This window comes from Acinetobacter sp. YH12102, from assembly GCF_013419125.1.
Lineage (GTDB): Bacteria > Pseudomonadota > Gammaproteobacteria > Pseudomonadales > Moraxellaceae > Acinetobacter > Acinetobacter pseudolwoffii.
This window is the reverse complement of record NZ_VPAS01000004.1, coordinates 1-20,548: the sequence shown is the minus strand read 5'-3', so window position 1 is coordinate 20,548 and position 20,548 is coordinate 1. Positions and strand designations below refer to the sequence as shown.

Annotated in this window: 23 protein-coding genes; 2 read left to right on the top strand and 21 right to left on the bottom strand. The window is 42.3% G+C overall.

The window, feature by feature from the left end:
- Positions 1–49 precede the first annotated feature (49 nt).
- The 13 genes from FTU42_RS04575 to cgtA form a co-directional block, all read right to left on the bottom strand.
- On the bottom strand, positions 50–2,503 hold the full coding sequence (locus FTU42_RS04575) for a DUF927 domain-containing protein (protein ID WP_180083096.1): 2,454 nt from the start codon (positions 2,501–2,503) through the stop codon (positions 50–52).
- A complete protein-coding gene (locus FTU42_RS04570; RefSeq protein WP_180083095.1) occupies positions 2,496–2,966 on the bottom strand; it encodes a hypothetical protein in 471 nt (156 codons plus the stop codon). Before FTU42_RS04570 ends, FTU42_RS04575 begins: the two co-directional genes overlap by 8 nt.
- Positions 2,963–3,361, bottom strand: coding sequence for a hypothetical protein (locus FTU42_RS04565; RefSeq protein ID WP_180083094.1), 399 nt, complete (start codon positions 3,359–3,361; stop codon positions 2,963–2,965). The genes FTU42_RS04570 and FTU42_RS04565 overlap by 4 nt, the downstream gene beginning before the upstream one ends.
- Positions 3,354–3,665 (bottom strand): hypothetical protein, encoded by a 312-nt coding sequence (locus tag FTU42_RS04560; RefSeq protein WP_180083093.1) that lies wholly within the window; start codon positions 3,663–3,665, stop codon positions 3,354–3,356. The genes FTU42_RS04565 and FTU42_RS04560 overlap by 8 nt, the downstream gene beginning before the upstream one ends.
- Positions 3,662–3,904, bottom strand: coding sequence for a hypothetical protein (locus FTU42_RS04555; protein WP_180083092.1), 243 nt, complete (start codon positions 3,902–3,904; stop codon positions 3,662–3,664). Before FTU42_RS04555 ends, FTU42_RS04560 begins: the two co-directional genes overlap by 4 nt.
- 9 nt (positions 3,905–3,913) lie before the next feature.
- Positions 3,914–4,282: a hypothetical protein gene (locus tag FTU42_RS04550; protein WP_180083091.1), complete on the bottom strand. Its 369-nt coding sequence runs from the start codon at positions 4,280–4,282 to the stop codon at positions 3,914–3,916.
- The gene (locus FTU42_RS04545) at positions 4,275–4,787 is read right to left on the bottom strand and encodes a BRO family protein (protein WP_180083090.1); all 513 of its coding nucleotides are present in this window, start codon (positions 4,785–4,787) and stop codon (positions 4,275–4,277) included. Before FTU42_RS04545 ends, FTU42_RS04550 begins: the two co-directional genes overlap by 8 nt.
- On the bottom strand, positions 4,784–4,999 hold the full coding sequence (locus tag FTU42_RS04540) for a helix-turn-helix domain-containing protein (protein ID WP_180083089.1): 216 nt from the start codon (positions 4,997–4,999) through the stop codon (positions 4,784–4,786). The genes FTU42_RS04545 and FTU42_RS04540 overlap by 4 nt, the downstream gene beginning before the upstream one ends.
- A gap of 3 nt (positions 5,000–5,002) precedes the next feature.
- A complete protein-coding gene (locus FTU42_RS04535; protein ID WP_180083088.1) occupies positions 5,003–5,302 on the bottom strand; it encodes an AlpA family transcriptional regulator in 300 nt (99 codons plus the stop codon).
- A gap of 197 nt (positions 5,303–5,499) precedes the next feature.
- The gene (locus FTU42_RS04530) at positions 5,500–6,228 is read right to left on the bottom strand and encodes a hypothetical protein (RefSeq protein ID WP_180083087.1); all 729 of its coding nucleotides are present in this window, start codon (positions 6,226–6,228) and stop codon (positions 5,500–5,502) included.
- 147 nt (positions 6,229–6,375) lie between these two features.
- Positions 6,376–7,566, bottom strand: a complete 1,191-nt coding sequence (locus FTU42_RS04525) for a site-specific integrase (RefSeq protein WP_180083086.1) — start codon at positions 7,564–7,566, stop codon at positions 6,376–6,378.
- A 192-nt stretch (positions 7,567–7,758) separates the two neighbouring features.
- The gene (gene proB / locus FTU42_RS04520) at positions 7,759–8,892 is read right to left on the bottom strand and encodes a glutamate 5-kinase (protein WP_074383013.1); all 1,134 of its coding nucleotides are present in this window, start codon (positions 8,890–8,892) and stop codon (positions 7,759–7,761) included.
- A 27-nt stretch (positions 8,893–8,919) separates the two neighbouring features.
- Positions 8,920–10,137 (bottom strand): Obg family GTPase CgtA, encoded by a 1,218-nt coding sequence (gene cgtA, locus FTU42_RS04515; protein WP_180000441.1) that lies wholly within the window; start codon positions 10,135–10,137, stop codon positions 8,920–8,922.
- Positions 10,138–10,402: 265 nt separating this feature from the next.
- On the opposite strand from cgtA, the gene FTU42_RS04510 reads away from it, so the two are divergent.
- Positions 10,403–11,596 (top strand): MFS transporter, encoded by a 1,194-nt coding sequence (locus tag FTU42_RS04510; protein ID WP_180075208.1) that lies wholly within the window; start codon positions 10,403–10,405, stop codon positions 11,594–11,596.
- 25 nt (positions 11,597–11,621) lie between these two features.
- Here FTU42_RS04510 and FTU42_RS14855 read toward each other — a convergent pair whose 3' ends face one another.
- The 6 genes from FTU42_RS14855 to uvrB all read right to left on the bottom strand — a co-directional run bounded on the left by FTU42_RS14855 (position 11,622) and on the right by uvrB (position 18,366).
- Positions 11,622–12,215, bottom strand: a complete 594-nt coding sequence (locus FTU42_RS14855) for a hypothetical protein (RefSeq protein WP_005096445.1) — start codon at positions 12,213–12,215, stop codon at positions 11,622–11,624.
- Positions 12,216–12,244: 29 nt separating this feature from the next.
- The gene (locus FTU42_RS04500; RefSeq protein ID WP_005171768.1) at positions 12,245–12,619 is read right to left on the bottom strand and encodes a helix-turn-helix domain-containing protein; all 375 of its coding nucleotides are present in this window, start codon (positions 12,617–12,619) and stop codon (positions 12,245–12,247) included.
- A 187-nt stretch (positions 12,620–12,806) separates the two neighbouring features.
- Positions 12,807–14,264, bottom strand: a complete 1,458-nt coding sequence (locus tag FTU42_RS04495) for a glyceraldehyde-3-phosphate dehydrogenase (RefSeq protein WP_005096443.1) — start codon at positions 14,262–14,264, stop codon at positions 12,807–12,809.
- A 251-nt stretch (positions 14,265–14,515) separates the two neighbouring features.
- A complete protein-coding gene (gene rarD, locus FTU42_RS04490; protein WP_074383018.1) occupies positions 14,516–15,448 on the bottom strand; it encodes an EamA family transporter RarD in 933 nt (310 codons plus the stop codon).
- A gap of 163 nt (positions 15,449–15,611) precedes the next feature.
- The gene (locus FTU42_RS04485; RefSeq protein ID WP_100355227.1) at positions 15,612–16,199 is read right to left on the bottom strand and encodes a lipocalin family protein; all 588 of its coding nucleotides are present in this window, start codon (positions 16,197–16,199) and stop codon (positions 15,612–15,614) included.
- Between the two features lie 145 nt (positions 16,200–16,344).
- Positions 16,345–18,366 (bottom strand): excinuclease ABC subunit UvrB, encoded by a 2,022-nt coding sequence (gene uvrB, locus FTU42_RS04480; RefSeq protein WP_005096439.1) that lies wholly within the window; start codon positions 18,364–18,366, stop codon positions 16,345–16,347.
- 233 nt (positions 18,367–18,599) lie between these two features.
- On the opposite strand from uvrB, the gene FTU42_RS04475 reads away from it, so the two are divergent.
- Positions 18,600–19,388 (top strand): hypothetical protein, encoded by a 789-nt coding sequence (locus tag FTU42_RS04475; protein ID WP_005171774.1) that lies wholly within the window; start codon positions 18,600–18,602, stop codon positions 19,386–19,388.
- 288 nt (positions 19,389–19,676) lie between these two features.
- On the opposite strand, the gene FTU42_RS04470 is transcribed toward FTU42_RS04475, so the two are convergent.
- Both FTU42_RS04470 and FTU42_RS04465 read right to left on the bottom strand, forming a co-directional pair.
- Positions 19,677–19,856: a hypothetical protein gene (locus FTU42_RS04470; RefSeq protein ID WP_004646507.1), complete on the bottom strand. Its 180-nt coding sequence runs from the start codon at positions 19,854–19,856 to the stop codon at positions 19,677–19,679.
- Between the two features lie 279 nt (positions 19,857–20,135).
- The coding region (locus FTU42_RS04465) for a transposase (RefSeq protein ID WP_180083085.1) at positions 20,136–20,548 on the bottom strand (413 nt) is incomplete at its 5' end.

Below are 20,548 nucleotides of genomic sequence, written 5' to 3'. Positions count from 1 at the left end.
AACTATTAATACTCTATGTCACAGTTGTCACAGTGATAATTAATAGTTTTCAGTTTTCGCTATTAAAGTTTTGTATAGCATCAACTTTGAAGTGCATCATTGTTGGTCGCGCTCCATCAGGTAGCTTGTTGCTAATGCGCTTTGTATAACGACCATCCTCACATTCAAGCCACCCATTCGCCTTTAAAACTTTTTTGGCGTTAGTTTCGTTCATACCTATACACATTTCCTTTTTAAACATGATTGTAGATACTAGGTAAACTTTACTTTCCGGATCGTAGTAGCCGACACGGTTATGAATGCGTGGGCGGATTACTTCGCCGTCTGCCTGTCTGATTACGGTTAAGTCTTCAAAACGGCTCGTCCCATTGGATTCAAAAAAGGCTTTGATATGCTCCAAAATCTTTGTTTCCTCCATATTCTCGCCACCGCCTAGACTATTCAGCCAAGTATTAAAACATTGCGCTACGGCTTCAAATGCGCGTCCTTGTTGCCAGCCTGTAATACCTGCCAGTGTTGCCAGCTCTCCAGCCACCGCCACCAATGCAAAACGGCGTAAAACACGGTTAGCCTGTCCGTTCTTGGCTTGGGTGTGCTGCTCAATAAAGCTGTCTAATAACTCCTGTGCTTTTTGCATCACTGCATCTTTATCGGTAGTCAGGTACTCAAGCCATTTAATGCCAGCATGTCCGCAATGCTTCGCGGCAAGCTCATTAATGCGGTTGCCCAAGTCACTTGAATTGCTGCCGTAGTTGATACATTCAAATACGCCGTATCCTTTGCCTGCATCACTGGACAAATGAGCAAAACGAAGTAACAAGCCTGCATCAAGCTCGATATTGCCACGGCGCAAATGTTCTTCTAGTGTGATTTCTCCAGTAGAGGTATACATAAGTGCGAATTGTTTAGAATCTCTATTCTTGCCTGCTTTGGTGCTTCGCGCCTTGCCTTGTTCGCCTGTAATCATATAAAGGCTATCTGACACGGCTTTAGGGGTAGCTTGTCGCAATTCATCAAGATTCAAAAAACCGTCATTTCTTAACTCGGCATCATTCTCTAAAGCGTTGTCCGTAGTCCGCCATGATTTCGATACGTCTTTAGGCTTGCCCCATACGCTGCATGATGCTTTGGTGATGGTGCTTTTTCCGTCTGTGGATGTGCCGTAGATATGAAATCCACCGCTTTCAATAGCTAACGGCGTTACAAGCTGGCCTGAGAATGCACATGAGAATGCCAATACAGCCAATGAATGAGGCTCAATTAATCGGCTTAGTTCTTGCCATCCTTCAAAACTGCCCAATGTGCTGTATGGGTCTTTCATATCGCTATGAAATAACAGTTCTTCTTCATTGCTGTCGCCGTAGGTGTGGTTAGTGGTAACGAAGCTATTTCCGTACCATCCTGCACGGTCTACACACCTAAAACGATGCTCAATCGGGTAGTCCTGAATGTAATTGATAAATACATTTTTCTTATAGGCTTGACGCGGTGGCATGAGGCCATGATTGGCAATAATCTTTAATGCTTCTTGCGCTTCACCCATGAAATGCTCATAAGGGACTAATATCGTATGTTGGGTATTGTCTTTATCCTGAAATCTAATAACGCGCTTCCAGTTGTCATTATTTAGGCTTCGCGCTTCACCTAGTATGATTGCAGAATGAGAAATAAACGTGCGTGTCTGTTTAACTTCGCCGTCATCGTCCCTTTTTTCCTTTATCAGATATAAGCCACTATCCATGATGTGCAAAAATGAATTGTCATCCATCTTGAACGGCTTGGCTAAATGGCCTTTGGGTAGATTGGTCTTTTCAGGTAAAGCCTCTATAGCTAAATCAAGAAAATCCAGTACATCACTTACACTTTCATCCTGTGCTAATTCGGTCTGGAACTGACTTACACCAATTTTTAAATACTGGCATAGCAGCCTAACAGCCGTGTTCTGCTCCAGCTTTTGAAATGGCTCAAGGTGCATGTGTTCAATTCTGACAGGTAAATAAAGCTGCTTATAACCTGCCTGTGATAGCTGATTAATAACGAACTGTATTTGTTCAAAATCAAACGGCTTGAGTTCTGTTTTATGGTTGCTGCATAGGGTAGGCAGTAGCACCAATACAACGGCGTAGCCAGTCTGTGCGACCTTAAAGAATGCCTCTAGGCTGTACGTGATAATGACAGGCTGGGCATGGTCAAAATCGCCATACCTTGCAAAACCTCTAGCCAATCCATCAGGCATGACAGCCACACGCTGCCCATCTTGCATGACAGCACATTGAACAAGCTCCATTTGCCCATCATAGACAGGCACAATCAAAGGCTGTTCATAACTAACGCCGTTTATAGTTACATTGCCATCATCAACATAGATCGGCTGCTCAGGACTGCCAAAACGCTGTATTAATGGATGTGATGAATAAGCATCATTAAACGATACAAGCTGTGTGCATTCGTTTAAAATGTCATCGGGTGTTATTAGTTCTTTGGGGTGGTCATAATCAAGCATTGTGGCTACCCCCTTTCACATTCACCCAAGCATCACCGCTAAACACTTCTATGATGCAATCCTGAATATCAATTTTCTTTAGAGTTCCCATCCAGTCGGTAGGTTTTGCCCCTTGCGACAATCCAACTCGTTCAAGTGACAATACATCGAGCATGGCAATGCCTGCTTGTCTGCATAGCTTTTTATATTCAGTTAGCTTTGCAACTGGATAGCCGAAACGGATTAAACCTCCACCCATTTCATGCGTTCCCATCATGCCTAAGTTTTCGATTTGACCTGTTGGCAGTCTTTTGGCTTTCTGTGCTGTTGGCTCAAAATACTGGTGCTTAGAAAACCATAAAATAGGTTTTTCGTTCGGTGGTGTAACTGTCTTTTTAGGGTCTAGGTAGCCACTTTCTACAATCTGCTTAAACTTAGTACCAGTGGTGTAGTGCCATGCTATTTGTGAGGTCTGCTTGTTCATGCTGCACCCCCTTTCATCGTGTAATCTACCGCAACTTCTAATAATTCATTTAATGAGCTACAAGCTAGGGTTAATCCGTTTATAGCTGCTGCTGTATAGCCTTTGGCTAAGTCTAAACGTGACAATTCTTCAAGCGTGTATAAGATGCCAGTAGCAAGATTAACAATCATTGAGATGTCTAGTATTGTTTTTGCGCTCGCGCTTTCAATATCCTCTAAGGCAGCACTTGCCAGCGTTTCGCATACTTCAAACATTGCCTTTGCTTTGTCATCGGATATATCGTGCTGGTCATAGCTCACATATAAGCGAAGCAATGTACCTTCCAGTGATTCAAGAATCACTTGGGAATTTTCTAAAAAGTCTTGAGCTGTTTTATTTGAGATAGATTTAGGCATGAGAATGCGCTCCTGTATTTAATTCAGAAGCCTTGCCATTCACGACCAAGTGAGGGTGGCAAAGCTGAAAGGGGTTGGTCGACCAGTAATACAGGTAACTGGCACACTCGAAAGTGTCCCCCTCCAACTTCGCCATAACATGCGAACGCATAGAGAAAATACACATACAAAAAAAGTCCATTAAGCGGACTGTATGCGCTGTATATTCATAGCCGACCAAAGCTAACTTTGAGATTTTGCCCAAAGCCCGATTAATATAACCATACTTGGGCATGTTAGCAATATCGAATAATTTGTTTTTCATGCTTCTGCTCCTTTCAAGTAAGCATCAATAAGCTGCTGTAAGCTCTCCCCATGCAGCACCACAACGCCAGTGGCTTGAGGGGTTTGCATAAGTTGCTTCATACCGTCATCAATGGCCTGAACTCCACCGCCTACGGTGATTAGTTCGATAAAACTACAAGCCTCATTGTTTACGATTAAATCCGCCTCAATATCTGCCTCGGTGTTAGTGCGATATGAAGCCAGTACAATGTCTTTCATGCCTTCACCTCACTGCACACGGTTGATATGGATATTTGAATCAATCAAAACGCCGTCATTTGATAATCCGACCTGCTGGCGGTTACTCATCATTTGTAATAACTGCTGCTCTGCTTCTTCAAAGCTAATGCCGAAATGCTTTGCAATGTCCTCTAACTGGTACATAGGTTCGCCGTCATCCGTATAACCGCTTGGTGGTGGCAATAGGTTTAATTCCTTCGCCTTTTGGTGCATTTCTTCTTTGATATGCTCAGGCGTGTAGTGCATTGTTAGCATGAGTGCCTGCTCAGTGATGGGGTGGTGTTCTCCGTACTGCTCGCGCATTGCTTTGTAGTGGTCGAAGGTTTTGAGAAACTCAGGGGGTGCGTGTTTATTCATGGTCTACCCCTTCAAAAGTAAGCTGTAAATTATTCATGCATGTTTGTATGCGGATAGCGTTTAAACGCTTCTCTCGTTTACGTCGGTGAAATCCATAACTATGAAATGAGCCTCTACCTTCGGATAGTTTTTCATCCATACAGATACGATTAAATTCCTCATGAGCGGTCAATCTTGCTGTTGGCGAATAACTGCCAGTCTTTCTGATAGTTGGTAGCACTTCTTGAAATACCCAGTTTTGAAAGCTCAATGCTTGAGGCTTATTGGATCGGAAGATAATTCGATATAAATTCGGCTCATTAATAAACTTGAGTTTTTGAATACCGCCACTGGTAGGGGTGTGGTAATCCGCCACACCCTTTGCATCCAATTCACGAAATAGCCGTGATGTACGGCTTATGCCCAAAGATTTATATACATCGACATAACAAAACCACGGCTCTTTATTCTCATCTAAGACAATCCGAACGCCGTGTTCATTAAAATTAAAAATAGATGGGTTCATGCTGCCACCTCTTTAAGCTCATAACGTGCATGTGTGCCTGCATTGTTAGTATTGCGCTCGTTATAAGTCACAATGTCATAGCCTTGACGGCGTAACTTTTCGATAATTGCACTCAGGCGATAGCAGTTAAAAAGGCGGATTGCATCAATTTGGGTAATGCTTCGCCCTTGCTTGAGATGGCTTAAAACTTGTTTTAATTGGGTGTTATTCATTGATTAAGCCTCCATCGTTGCAATGTTGGCTTGTTCTTCAATCCATGCCTGCACCTCAGACATACGCCATACAGTGACGTTGCCACTAATCTTCAAAGGCTGTGGAAATTTCCCCTGCTTGACCCAAGTCCATATTGTTTTTTCACTGACTGGGAGTAATCCGACACGCTCAGGCTTGGCATTAACTTTGCGTTTCATGCCTGCATTTTCGCCTGTCTTTACTGTGTAGATTTTTTCGGGGGTAGATGGCGCACTGGCTAACTGTTTAATCCGTGCATATTGTTCTGTGTAAAGTGATGACATAAAGCACCCATCCTATTCATAAGTTGAAATAGAAAGCCTTTGCAGTTCATTGCATCGGCTTGATGGGTGAATAAAAACAAATAAATATTGGGGTCAGGAAGCATCAAAGGAGTAATGGCAATATAAAAAAACTGCCATCACCCCAAAATAAGATTATGATTTTTATTATTTTATTGGGGTAATGCCTTTGGTTTTATTTACAGGTTGGTTTTTCTGTTTCCTCCATTTTTCGCAATGGGGTGACGGCAAATTTTGTCTATTGCTGTTTGAATATAATCACTATCCATTTCAGGATGATTTTCTGCAATCCATGCTTTTACATGCTTTTGTTGGGGTGCTGGGTGTGGCTGTTCGCTATCAGGGTCAAAATCTTTCCACCAATGCTTAACGACCGCCTTTACTGCTTCAAGTGCTGGCGTTGTGTACGTTGGTTCAGGTAATAATAGGATTTCTTTTTCATTTGCCTGTTGTGGCTGATTCTTTTCTACTGCTTCAATATTGGCTTGGCGTGGTTGTGAAAAATATCCATTTCTCGTTAGCCATTTATGCAGCTCATCCCTATGGATTTTTGTTTCACTTGCTATAATTGAGCTTGTATCATCAATGCTTACCTTAGCCTGCTCAATAACTTCATCCCATTGGTTGTTGTAGTCGCTGCGGTCAATTTTTATAAATGGGGATTTTATTTCATGAGTACATATAGCTTCAATAATTGACCTTACCAGCATCAAAGCATGTTGCCAATTTATAGGCTTTTCACTAAGTAGTTTTTGACGCAACTCATAATCAACCAAATGGTTATATTCACAAGGTTCTAGCCCTGCCGTTAATAGACTGGCCTCAGCAACCGAAAATAATTTGACAGTGTTCCAGTGTGAAAAATCAGGGTTTCCCCTTAAATCATGCAATTCTCTTAATGTTGCCATTCTTATTTTGCCTCCCACAGCACCCCAAAGGTAGCTAGGTAAACAAGTTGGGTACTTGCTTGTCGGCTGGCCTGCCTATACCTAGCTGAATCAATATATCAAATAATTAAGTAATTGCTAGTTATTGAACGTCCTAGCTTGTCGTACTCACACGGACTTCTTAAACAAAATAATATCGGGGTCATCTTCCTTATGTAGATGATTGGCTAGTTCTTCAATGTCGGGGTTGTAGTAGGTATTAATTAAAATACTTATGGTTTTATGGCCTGTAATTTTTGCCAGTACCTCTACTGGGAGCTTGGCATTTTTAACCATGCGTGAAATGGCCTCATGTCGGGTATCGTGGAAAGTTAAATCATTAATTTTTAATTTACCTTTCACCACCTGGGTAAAGTATGCTGACAATCCACCTCTGCCCACTTCACCATCTGCCACCTTATTTTTAAGAGTGCATACATCGGTTTCGTCTATCCCTCGCATATAACTCAAAAGCTCAATAGCTCGCTTGGATAAAGGCACTTTTCTAGCTGCGCCGTTCTTTGTAAGCTCCAGCTCGACATGCTTGTCGTAAACGTCCGCCCACTTTAAGCCTGTTATCTCGCTTGCCCTCATTGCTGTTTCAATTGCAAAAAGAAATGCCCACGCCGTCTGCTGTTTCTTAGTGATTGGCTGAGAACGTCCATCATATTTAAAAGCATCCAAGATTCTTTCTATCTCATCTTGTGAAATACGTCTGTTTCTACTCACTGACTGTTTCGGCTTGGCCACATCATCCAATGGGGAGCTGGTCATAATTCTTAGTTCTTGTCGTGCATACTTAAATACAGCACTCAATAAGCCTAAATCCCTAGCTACTGTCGCACTCTTTACCTTTTTTAATCGCTCATCCCTAAATTGAATCATGTCTAGCTGCCCCAGTTGGTTTACTGGTTTCTTCATCAATCGGGGAAATGATTTTATATAGCTACTCAAAATAACGGTTTCCACACGTCCGCCCCTTTTGTGTGGTGTGACTTTTTCAGCATAAAGCTGGATCAGGTCGGCAAAACTCATTTCTGATAAATCTTTTATCTTGTCCTGTCGTTTTTGTTCTGTCGGGTGGATGCCCTCGGATATTTGTTTTTTTATCTCGTCACGTCTTAAACGTGCATCTTTAGCATTGAGTACCTTTGGATACTCTCCCAGTGTGATTGTGTTCTTTTTACCGTCCAGCGTATAAAGCACTTTCCAAGTTTTGCGACCTGTTGGAGATACGAATAAGTACAGCATCTCACTATCATTGATTTTCTGTAGCTTGGAGGTTGGCTTGATAGCATCAATTTGCAATTTAGACAGCATTATTATTTCCTCAATAATTCATACAATTAAGAGGCTTTAGAATTTATGGCGATTAATTTTTTTAACCTCCCATTTAACCTCCGTTTAACCTCCCATCGTAGTTTATTGCATGTTATTGCACCACACAAGAAAAAGGCTCAATCCCTTACAGAATCAAGCCTTCACGTTATGTTAGGTTATGGTAGGTTTTTGCTAATATATTGCCATATGATTGCGGTGAATCATCTCGAGTGAACGTGCTTCACCTAGAACCTGATGCACTTTATCAGAAGCCAGACCACGTACAATATCTGCCGAACGCGAACTAAAGTTAACACGACCGACTGCAATTCGGTGACCTTGTGTATCCACACATTCCACCACATCACCGCGCTCAAAATGTCCTTCAACCGCTTTGACGCCGACAGGCAACAAGCTACGATGATTGTCTTTAATGGCCTTTACCGCACCATCATCAATCACCAAACGACCTGCCGTTTGCAGGTGTGCTGCCAACCATTGCTGATGCGCGGTCATCCGATCTTTGTCAGTCACAAACAAGGTTCCTAACAATTCACCAGACATCAGACGAGATAGCACAGCATCACTATCACCGCTTGCAATTAAGGTCGGACAACCGGACTTTGCCGCCAGTCGTGCAGCACGAACTTTGGTCAGCATGCCGCCGCGACCAAATTTACCACCACCACCGGCCATATCAAACAGGCTCTCATCCATCGCACGTACCGTATGGAATAGTTTGGCATCTGGATTCGAGCGTGGATCTGAGTCAAACATACCTTCCTGATCCGTTAAGATAATCAGAAGATCTGCATGCACCTGACCTGCCACCATGGCAGCCAGCGTGTCGTTATCACCAAAGCGGATTTCATCGGTAGAAACGGTATCATTTTCATTAATCACTGGAATCACGCGCCAGTCAATCAGGTTCTGCAAAGCATCACATGAATTGAGATAGCGGCGACGATCTGCCAGATCATCATGGGTCAACAATACCTGCGCCGTTCGAATCTGGTGTTTCTCCAGTACGCTTGACCAGGTATGAATCAGGCCCATCTGACCAATGGCAGCACAAGCCTGAAGACTGGGTAGATCGGTGGGTCGATTCTCAAGTTTCATTCGCACCATACCTTCAGCCACAGCACCGGAAGACACCAGAATAATCTCGTGTCCTGCATTGTGTAGATCTGCGATTTGTCCCGCCCAGTGCGAGATGGCATCTAAATCTAAACCTTGTCCGTTTGCTGTGAGTAAAGATGATCCGATTTTAACAACGATTCGTTTACAACCCTTGAGCTGACGCTGCCCATCTACCACTTCTATCATCTTGTCCTCAGACTCTTCTCTCAGAGATTAGCGTACGTAGTACACTTCCACATCACTATCATCATCGCCATCTTCATCATCTTCGTCGTCGCCCAGAATACCGGCAAGACGTTGCTGACGACGCATCTCACGATACGCTTCTTTTGCAGCGATGGTTTGTTCACGTGTTTCAGCTTCAAGCTGATCACGGAATGCTTTCATTTCTGCTGCATATTCTTGATCTTCAGCTTCGCGTTCACGCTGCTCTTCAATCTGATCCATCAGGTAGTAAACCACGTCTTTGGTACCTTCAGCGGTTAAGCCAGAAGTTTCAAAAACCGGGCCTTCCCACTGCAATTCTTCAAGAATATGAGTACACCATTCTTCACGTGTTTCTTCAGCCAATTGGTCGACTTTATTCAGCACCAATACGATCGGCAGTTTTGAAAGTGTTGGGGAGAAATTTTCTAACTCTTTCAAAATTGCTTTGGCATTATGCGCCGGATCTGAACCATCAATCGGTTGTACATCAACGATGTGTAACAAGATACGGGTACGTGCCAGATGCTTCAGGAAGCGAATCCCTAGACCTGCACCTTCAGATGCGCCTTCAATCAGACCCGGAATATCGGCCATCACGAATGAACGGTGACTGTCGGCATCGACCACACCCAGGTTTGGCACCATGGTGGTAAATGGATAATCTGCCACTTTTGGTTTTGCCGCCGATACTGCACGAATGAAGGTTGATTTACCCGCATTTGGCATACCCAGCAAGCCCACATCTGCCAGAACTTTAAGCTCCAGACGGATTTCACGGAATTCGCCTTTTTGACCATGCGTACACTTACGTGGTGAACGGTTGGTCGATGATTTAAAGTGAGTATTTCCTAGACCACCGTCACCGCCTGCTGCCACTTTCACGCGTTGACCATCTTCGATCAAGTCACCAATAATGTCGCCAGACTCGACGTCTACAATTGTTGTTCCAACTGGAACTTTTAATACGGTGTCTTCACCGCCACGACCAGCACAGTTCGCCCCACGGCCATTTTTTGCTCGTTCTGCACGGAATTTACGTGTATAACGATAATCAACTAGCGTACTGGTGTTGTCGTCAGCCTGTATATAAATACTGCCACCACGACCACCATCACCACCATCTGGACCACCAAATGGCACGAATTTTTCACGGCGAAAACTGGCTACGCCATTGCCACCGTCGCCAGCCTCTACGGTAATGACTGCTTCATCAACAAAGCGCATATTGCCAATCCTCTAAAAACTTTAAAACCCCATATTCTGCCATATTTTAAAGAATTTCTCGACTATATTTATATGCTATTCCATGAAGATCGCTTATTTAATCCTGTCATGTTATTGAGCAGCCATTAATTTTTGATAAGTTTCAAAACTAAGCTCTATGCTTTTGTTTTAATATACTTTTTAATGATCACTTGATTGTTTTTAATTATTTCTGCTTTGTCGTGCAACTACCTATAGTGCAGGCAATGTTAAAAGAGTTGGGCCTATGAGCAATTCAGAAAGGAAATCTGTCAGTCCATTGTCATCACAATTTGTATTATTGATGGCAATGGCATGTGGCTTATGTGCAGGCTCTGCCTATTTTAACCAGCCTCTGATCTATTCAATCGAGAAAAGTCTGGGCATTAGTACCAGTCAGGCCGGTTTTTCCGTGGTGATTGCACAGATTGGTTATGTTCTCGGCTTAATGCTTTTGGTTCCTTTGGGAGACTTTCTGAATAAACGCAAACTGATCGTTAGCTTAATGGTCTTTGCAGCCATTTCGCAGATATTGCTTTCATTCAGTACAACTTTATCAATGCTGTATCTGTTTACCTTGTGTGCCACCTTTGGCGCAATCTCGGCGCAGGTCTTAATTCCTTTTGCATCGACCATTAGCCCACCTGAATCCAGCGCTGCTACAGTGGGTAAGCTGATGAGTGGGTTGGTGATGGGAATTATTCTATCACGTACCTTTGCCGGCTTTGTTTCCACTTACTGGTCTTGGGAAGGTGTGTATTTATCCAGCGGTGTGATCACCTTGCTCTTTGCAGCACTCATGTGGAAAAAACTACCCGATACTCAAGCTCAGGCAGGCTTAACTATTGGTGACATTTACCGCTCTTTGTTTAGCCTTGCAGGTCAGAATCCACATTTAATCCGGCGTGCCTGTGCGGGTGCCTTGGGTTTTGGAATTTTATCGATGATCTTTACCTCGATGACTTTTGTATTAGGCAATGCACCTTATTATTTCACCGATTTCGAAATTGGGTTATTTGGCTTACTGGGCGTGATCGGGATTTATTCATCAAGCTGGTCAGGCAAAACCGTAGGACAAGGTAGAGAAAATCTGGTCGCCAAGCTATGCATTGTCCTGATGTTCGGCTCTACACTGCCCTTATATTTTGCCCAGCACAATATTGTAATCTATGCGATTGGTGTGCTGATGGCCTACTTTGGTCTGACAGCCTTCCATGTTTTGAATCAGAATCTGGTTTATCGGATTGATCTTAAATCGCGTTCACGTATTAATGCAGTCTATATGACGATTTACTTTAGTGGTGCCGCTTTAGGTTCGCTTGGTGCAGTCTATGCCTGGGAGCAGTTTGAATGGATCGGTTGCGTGATCCTTGGCTTTATTTTCTCGATTGGAATTTTACTGATTGATCGCTTGGATTTTAAGAAAATGCAAAATGCTTGATTCACAAAGGAATAAATCGATCGGTTTATTCCTTTTGGTAAAGTACATACTTCATTAACTCTGTTCTAAGATTAGAATTTTGTTCTCGATGAATACTACCTAATTGAGGTGTAATATTCGCGATATGTTCCAAATTTTCACTACCAACCAGTGCGTTATATCTTACATAGTTAAGCAAACATTGATTTTGAAATCTCCTAATTTGGTCTTTTAATTCTCCATCAGATATTGCTTTACCTAAAAATTTAAAAGCATCTTCTTGCTCATTAAATATAGATATAAATTTTTTATTCAATATTTTTATACTTTCATTTCGATCAGGTTTATAAATTAAATAATTACATATTTGATTACTAAGATGCTCAAGCTCAACAAGTTGAATAACTAGTCCTTTACAATAATTAGCAATTACTTCTACCCCTTTCTGCTCTCGCCAACTGGTATAGGTCATTAATATTGCAAGCGGTGCAAAGATCGTTGCTGACCAAAGCAAGAGATTGGTCGCTAAAGCAATATCAACATCTAAAAGTTTGAAGATTGCATAAATCGCAATGCATAAAACTAAAATGATTGCATACACTGCCAGTAAAGTAGCCAACAGATTTTCTGACTTTTTCATCTCTTGCTACCCCAAAAGCAATTTAGCTTCTATTTGGCAACACGTTGTTTATTTTCTAAAATTTCTGGTAAACCACGTTCAATCCAGTGAATCATTTGCATCACTTTATCTGCAGCTTGTGAACCGGTAATGGTCAACTGATATTCTACTTTTGGTGGCACAACCGGATAAACCGTTCTGAGCACAAAACCATCTTGTTCCAGCACTTTTAAAGTCTGGGAGAGCATCTTTTCACTCACCCCTTCAATCCGTTGTTTCAGTTCACTAAAACGATGCACACCTTCACTCAGGCAACGCAACACCAAGACCGACCATTTATTGGCAAGATGTTCCAATATTTCACGTGATGGACATTCAGTTGATAAAACCTGCCCTAGTAACGGACTAATTGCATAATTTGTCATAAATCTATCTCGGGATTTTATTACTTACTGATTTTAATATACTTACTCTTTGTAAGCTAACAGATTAATATTTCGTCAGCAAGCTGATTTACATTTCGTGATTGAATCGAATCCACCCGACTTCAATAAAAAATAAGTATAAAAAAAGAGCCTCCATAGAGACTCTTTTTTAAACTACATCAACAAATTATGCATTTGTTTCTGCAGGAACTTTAGGATAGCTTACGCCGCCCATTTGTTCAGCAATACGTAATACCTGGCAGCTATAACCCACTTCGTTATCGTACCAAACATAAGCAGTTAAACGGTTGCCTGAAGTGATTGTTGCTTGCGCGTCAAATACACCTGCAGTGCGTGAACCAATAAAGTCAGAAGAGACCACTTCAGTCGAGTTGGTATAACCGATTTGACCTTGAAGGATCGAACCGATTGAAATCTGACGAATATATTCGTTTACTTCATCACGATCAACGTCTTGACCTAAAGTCAGGTTAAGAATTGCAAGTGATACGTTTGGCGTAGGAACACGTACAGAATTACCTGTCAATTTACCTTGAAGTGCTGGCAGCGCTTTAGCAACTGCTTTCGCTGCGCCAGTTTCAGTAATAACCATGTTCAATGTTGCAGCACGGCCACGACGGTCCGCTTTATGGTAGTTATCGATCAAGTTCTGGTCGTTTGTGAACGAGTGAACTGTTTCAACATGACCATTTAACACGGTGTATTTATCATGCAATACTTTCAGTGTTGGAGTAATTGCGTTAGTCGTACAGCTTGCAGCAGAGATGATGCTATCTTCAGCAAGGATGTCCGCCTGGTTCACACCGTAAACCACATTCTTCATGTCACCTTTACCAGGTGCAGTCAAAATAACACGAGCAGCGCCCGGGCATTTCAGGTGTTGAGCAAGACCTTCAGCATCACGCCATTTACCAGTGTTGTCGATTACAAGTGCATTGTTAATACCATATGCTGTGTAATCCACTTCAGAAGGATTAGACGCATAGATCACTTTAATGAAGTTACCGTTTGCAATAATTGCTTCGTTTTCTTCATCTACAGAAATCGTGCCTGCAAATGGGCCATGAATCGAGTCACGACGCAGTAGAGATGCACGTTTTTCCAAATCACCATCAGATGATTTACGAACCACGATTGCTTTCAGGCTAAGACCGCGACCCAGACCTGATTGACCAATCATCAAACGTGCCAGGATACGACCGATACGACCGAAACCATAAAGAACTACGTCTTTATGTTCTACAGCAGCAGCATTACCTTCTAGAGATTTAACAGCGTCTGCAACAAATGCATCGATGTCGCCGCCTTTTTCTTTAAATTCAACAGCAAGTTTACCTAGATCAACTTCAGCAGAACCGATGTTCTCAACTTTCGCCAATGCTTCAAGAATTGGGAATGTATTTACAACCGAAAGTTCAACATCGAGTACGCGAGTACGGCGGTGTGCTTTCAAGATCTGAATCACAGAACGGTTAATTAAAGAGCGACCATAAACTGTAGCTACAATATTTTTTTCACGATATAACTGACCAACAAGGGCAATCATGCGTTCCGCAAGTTCTTCACGGTTTTTCCAGCGACCTTGGTGCTCTGCATGTAGGGCAACGATAGTGTCTTTGCTCACAGATACGTCCTCTAATTAATTGTAAATCTAGGCATAAATTTCAAAACCCGATAATTGTAATGGAATTGGAGGCAACTTTGAATCAAAAGCTCACCGAGACGAGTGGTTTTTAACGTATATTCACTATAAATCTGGGAAATAGTTGCAATTAGCTAAATGATTTTGCATTCAAAAATTTTAAAAGCATGCGTTTTCCCGTACGGAGCAGAAATTTGTTAAATGTTGTTTATTCATTCGATCTCTTTTTAATTTTAAGAGTCTAGTCGATCCTGATAGTTTGCCAGATTTTTTTTAAGCGCTAATTGCTGTTTACGCTGCTTAAATAGATGCAGAATTCCTTCAATCACCAGCACCAATACGGCAAGCCAAATTGGAATATAAGTCAGCCACTCGCCAGCTTCCACACGCTCCCCCAAAGCCATCGAGGCAAAGGCCAACAGCACAGGTTCCAGATAACTCAACAATCCAAAGATCACAAAGGGTAAATATCGGCTGGCGAGAATATAGCTACCGAGTCCCAGTGCGCTCAAAAAACCCAATACCAATACTGCCCAGATTAAATGAGAATGATTTAACATGAGCTGCATCGAGTCGCTATAAATAAAACCCAGATAAAATGCAGCGGGCAAAATCAGAAATAGATCCCACCAGAAGCCCCCCAGATGATCCGTAGCAAATTTACGCCGCATGAAGAAATACAAAGGATAGGCCAAAGCCACATAGACCGTTTCCCATGCAATTGAACCAATTCGCCAGATCTCATGCCCCACACCCAATACCGCCAAAGCGACAGCGACCATCTGGAATGATGACAATTTTTCTTTATAGAGCATACAGCCGACCAGCACCATCACCAGAGGCAACAAAAAATAGCCGAGTGAGACTTCTAGGCCACGACCATTGATAGGGCCCCACAAGAACAGCCATAATTGTGTGGTACATAACAGGGAGCTGATCAGCAGCCAGATCAACAAGGCAGGTTGCTGCAAAACCCGCTTAAAGATACTGCTGATATGTTGCAGATCACCCGACCACCACATAAAGGCAGTTAAAAACGGAATCGTGGCCAGCATGCGCCAGGCAAAGGTCTGTTCACTATCTAAAGGCTGCAAGAAAGGCGTAAATACATAGAGCACCCCGAAAACCACCGAGGCCAATACAGATAACGCAATGCCTTTATACATAGTCAAACTCTACTTTCATTCGCCGGCATTATAACGATTAGTACACTAGAAAGCTTGATGCTTCATCTATTTAAAGTGAAATCACTACCCTACTTTGAAATATATTTTTGCTCATAAAAATAAAAAACCATGCCTAAGCATGGTTTCGATTAAGAAGATATTTCTATCTTTGCGTTTGTTTGGTATGAATCACATCACTCAGGTCATAACCCACAGACTGTGCATATTGCAAATATTCGTTTACAACATTTTTATCTAATTGCGGATTACGTGACAGTATCCACATGTATTTACGTTTAGGCTCACCGACCAGAACGGTTTGATAATTCTCATCCAGTTTTAAGACCCAATAATCGCCACGCCCGACCGGAATCCAGCGAATAAATTCGGGCAGGAAACTGACTTTTAATTTGGTATTTTGCGGTGGATCTTGCACAAATGCCTCACCCAAGGATTGGGTGGGCTGACCATCTTTTTTCATACAGCGGTTATCGACCACAATATTGCCATTTTCATTTAAGGTATAGGTTGCAGTGACATCACGATCGCATTTATTTTGAAAAGACAAAGGCTTGCGCGCCACTTCATACCAAGTCCCCAAATAACGGTCCAGTTCTACTTTTTCAACAGTGGCTAATGGCTCATTTTGCGCATAGGCCATCGTCGCCGCGCCCAAACCAAGAAGAACCGCACTACCCACAGCAATTTTTGCCAGCTTCAATCCATTACCTGAAGAATTTTGAGTTGTCATAAAAATACCTATTATATGTTCACAAAATATTTATTTAAAAATTTTCTGTTCTTACAATAGCCTTATCCAAGCACTTGATTTGTTACATTATGTTTGGTTTATGATTGACTTTAGGTCATCGAAATAAAACTTCATGTAAAAAAAATCAATCAAACATCTGGGCTTTTAAGCGCAAAATTTCATCACGCAGACGTGCAGCCTGCTCAAACTGTAACTCTTTAGAGGCTTTCAGCATTTCCTTTTCAAGCTTGTTAATATGCTTCGCAAACATTTTCGGGTCTGCCATGATATGTCGTTCATCTGCACTGATCGCGCGCGCCTGATCAGAAGCTTTCAATTCAATTGAATCATCATCCAATATTTCACCGGTATCAATTTCCTTGATTACCTGACGGACTGCGCTACGCGGAGTAATACCATGCTCTTCATTAAACTGAATCTGCTTGGCGCGACGTCGATCTGTCTCATCAATGGCTTTTTGCATTGAGTCAGTTATTCGATCTGCATACAAAATCGCCCTCCCTTTCAGGTTACGCGCAGCACGCCCGATAGTCTGAATGAGAGAACGCTCAGAACGCAGGAAACCTTCTTTATCGGCATCCAGAATCGCAACCAGCGACACTTCCGGCATGTCCAGACCTTCACGCAGCAGATTAATTCCGACCAGTACATCGTGTACACCAGTACGCAGTTCATGAATAATCTTGACGCGCTCAACAGTATCGATATCCGAGTGTAAATAAGCGACCTTAATCCCGTACTCTTTCAAATAAGAGGTCAGGTCTTCGGCCATGCGCTTGGTCAAGGTGGTGACCAATACCCGCTCGTTGATATCTTTGCGCAGATTAATTTCTGAAAGTACATCATCGACTTGCGTCAGTACCGGACGAATTTCAATTTCAGGATCGATCAGACCGGTCGGACGTACCACCTGCTCGACAATCTGCTGCGATTTTTCCAGTTCATAGCGAGCTGGCGTGGCGCTGACATAAACGGTGGTCGGAACAATGCGTTCCCATTCTTCAAATTTCATCGGGCGGTTATCTAGCGCGCTTGGCAAACGGAAGCCGTAATTCACCAGATTTTCCTTACGCGAACGGTCGCCCTTGTACATCGCGCCGATCTGCGGCACAGTCACATGCGATTCATCAATAATCAGCAAGGCATCATCGGGAATATAATCGAACAAGGTGGGTGGCGCCTCACCTGAAGGACGTCCAGACAAATGACGCGAGTAGTTTTCGATGCCATTGGTATAGCCCAACTGCTGCATCATTTCCAGATCATAACGGGTACGCTGTTCAATCCGCTGCGCTTCCAGCAATTTGTCATTTTCACGAAAGAACACCAGTCGTTCTTTGAGTTCTTCCCGAATGGTTTCAATCGCGCGGGATAAATTGTCTTTGGGCGTGACATAGTGACTTTTGGGATAAATCGTCACCCGCGGGACTTTGCGAACCATTTTCCCAGTCAAGGGATCAAACCAGCGAATGGAGTCAACTTCATCATCAAACAGTTCAATCCGGATGGCATCCTGATCCGATTCTGCCGGGAAAATATCGATAATTTCGCCACGAATACGATAAGTACCGCGCAGGAATTCCAGTTCATTGCGCGAATACTGCATTTCGACCAGACGGCGAATAATGTCATCACGACCAATGCGATCGCCTTCCACCACATGCAGCAACATGCTCATGTAGGCATTCGGATCACCCAAACCATAAATTGCAGAAACTGATGCGACAATAATTGCATCACGACGTTCTAATAATGATCGGGTCGCGGAAAGACGCATCTGGTCAATATGGTCATTAATTGCGGCATCTTTCTCGATAAAAGTATCTGAAGATGGCACATAAGCTTCCGGCTGATAATAATCATAATAACTGACAAAATACTCGACGGCGTTATTCGGGAAAAATGCTTTAAATTCGCCATAAAGCTGTGCAGCCAGCGTTTTGTTATGTGCCATGACAATAGTCGGACGCTGGGTCTGTGCAATCACATTGGCCATGGTATAAGTCTTACCCGACCCGGTAACGCCCAGTAAAAGCTGATCATGAAAGCCCTGTTCAATACCCTTGACCAGCTTTTCAATGGCCTGTGGCTGATCACCTGCGGGTTGATAACTGGTTACTAATTCAAAGGGTTGCTTATCAGTCACAGCTACATGTCTCAACTCGAATGCGGATCAGGAATTTTAGCAGATTTCAGACTTTCCGGAGCAGATTCCATAGCCAAAATACCGAAATCCAACAGATGATGACAGTCGAGAAATATGTTGAGAATTCTCATATTTAGTCAGTCTTTCAACATTCAGGCCATCCCTGCTTTTTACTTGACCCCAACCCCGATCAAAGGCAACATGAAGATCAGGATGGCCTCGAATAGACAATTATGACTTACCACTATCACGATGAAAGTATTGTTAAATCCCTTCCGGAAAATACCGTGTTTGTTTTTGGCAGCAATCTGGCGGGACAGCATGGTGCAGGTGCAGCGAGAACAGCGCTTGAGCATTTTGGTGCAGTGATGGGCGTCGGTCGTGGCTGGTCGGGTCAAAGCTATGCGATTCCCACCATGAACGAGCATTTGCAGCAAATGCCGTTGTCACAAATCCAGCACTATATTGATGACTTCAAGATTTACACCAAAAACCATTCTAAAAATAAATATTTTATTACGTCTTTAGGATGCGGGATCGCAGGTTATAAAGTCGAAGAAATTGCACCGATGTTTAAAGGCATTTCACGCAATGTCATTTTCCCGCAATCTTTCCGCCCTTTTGTGGAAAAGCCTCTACCCAAATTAAGCGCAAACTTCCTACATACGATTTTTCGCGATTCAGTCATTTTAAATCCTGCGACTGATGAGCTGATTGAAGAATTGCCATTGACCGAAAATGAAAAAAGTCTGGCGAGGATTATTTTAAATACCCAGATCTATCCGACCGACAGCAATGGGCGGGAACGGGTCTTCGAAATTGAAGATATCCTGCATAATCTAAATACCAAACTGGTCGATTTTCAGAGTCATTCGGAAGGTGCCATGCTGTTTGGGGGTGTAATTTTAGCGCTACTTGAGCTGTATAATATTAATGAAAAAGACTTTATTGATGTCTGGCAAGAACAGCGAGAAATTGCCCCACCAAAACCGGAAAATAAAGCACGTAAAAGCATTCGCTAATAACTTATCTCTCTAAAAGCCAATTTCTGAATTGGCTTTTTTTATGGACATAAGATATGCAAGATCAATAGATCAACTAATTATTTTATTCTGCTTAGCGATGAGCTTTTTGAGATGCTGCATGTATTCGATCAAGATCATGCAAATGAGAAATGAGAAATGAGAAAAATCTGGCCAGGGTTTTATCTGCTCGAGAAATAAGGAAATAGATGAAATATTAATTGCTGAATATCTAAAAATTTACACAAAAAAAGCCATGACTCATCATAGCTTTTTGAGTTCGACCAATTAACGTTTACCCATTGAACGACGCGTACCGCGTGGCGGCATCCAGGTACGGTCAGCATAACGCTGCGGTCTTGGTCTTAAATCTTCCAGAACTTCTTCCGCAGCATTTTGCTCCGCTTGTTTGATCGGGAAAGGTAAATTAACCAGAGGCTTTTTTTTGGGAGGTGTTTGGGTGCTCATATGATTCACTCAATAATATATGCGCCTATTGTACAAAAAAACTCAAGCAACTGGGTAGCAGGATCTTGGATAAATTCTGTTAGTGCTATTTGGAGCTCAAGCACGGAAAGCAAAAAATCAATTCATTCCTAAACGACTTGCTGCAAAAATCGGCCTCATTCAGGAACAAAAACCTATATTGAGGACTTAAAAAATCAAAATTTTGCTGAGATAAAAACCAGATTTTTCTCTACTTAAACTAACTGTCTACATTTTAAAAGACTTAGGACTTACGCACTATTATTTATAGATTCTCTGTGGTAGCAGATGATTTTTATCGAGAATAAAGTCATCAATGAAGTTTTTGATAACTGGTCTAAATAATTTCTTCTGCCAACGATATACATTTTCAAAGATCCGCTCAAACTGGTTCTTTTGTATCTCAACGTAGGCCATCAAGGCTGAAAAAATATGATTCAAAATCAGTTTAGATCGTCTTACTTGAAACTTTTCAATATGACAAACCTGTTTAATCACCCGGTGATATTGCTCTATTTTCCAATGACTTGAATGTAATTCATGAAAGCCCTCAAAGGACAATAAATCATCTTCATCTTGATGCACAATATAAAACCTCTGCTGTTCTTTTAACTGAGTCTTAAATAATTGTACAAAGCCAAAATCTTTGAGCCAGACCACTTGACCCTGATGGA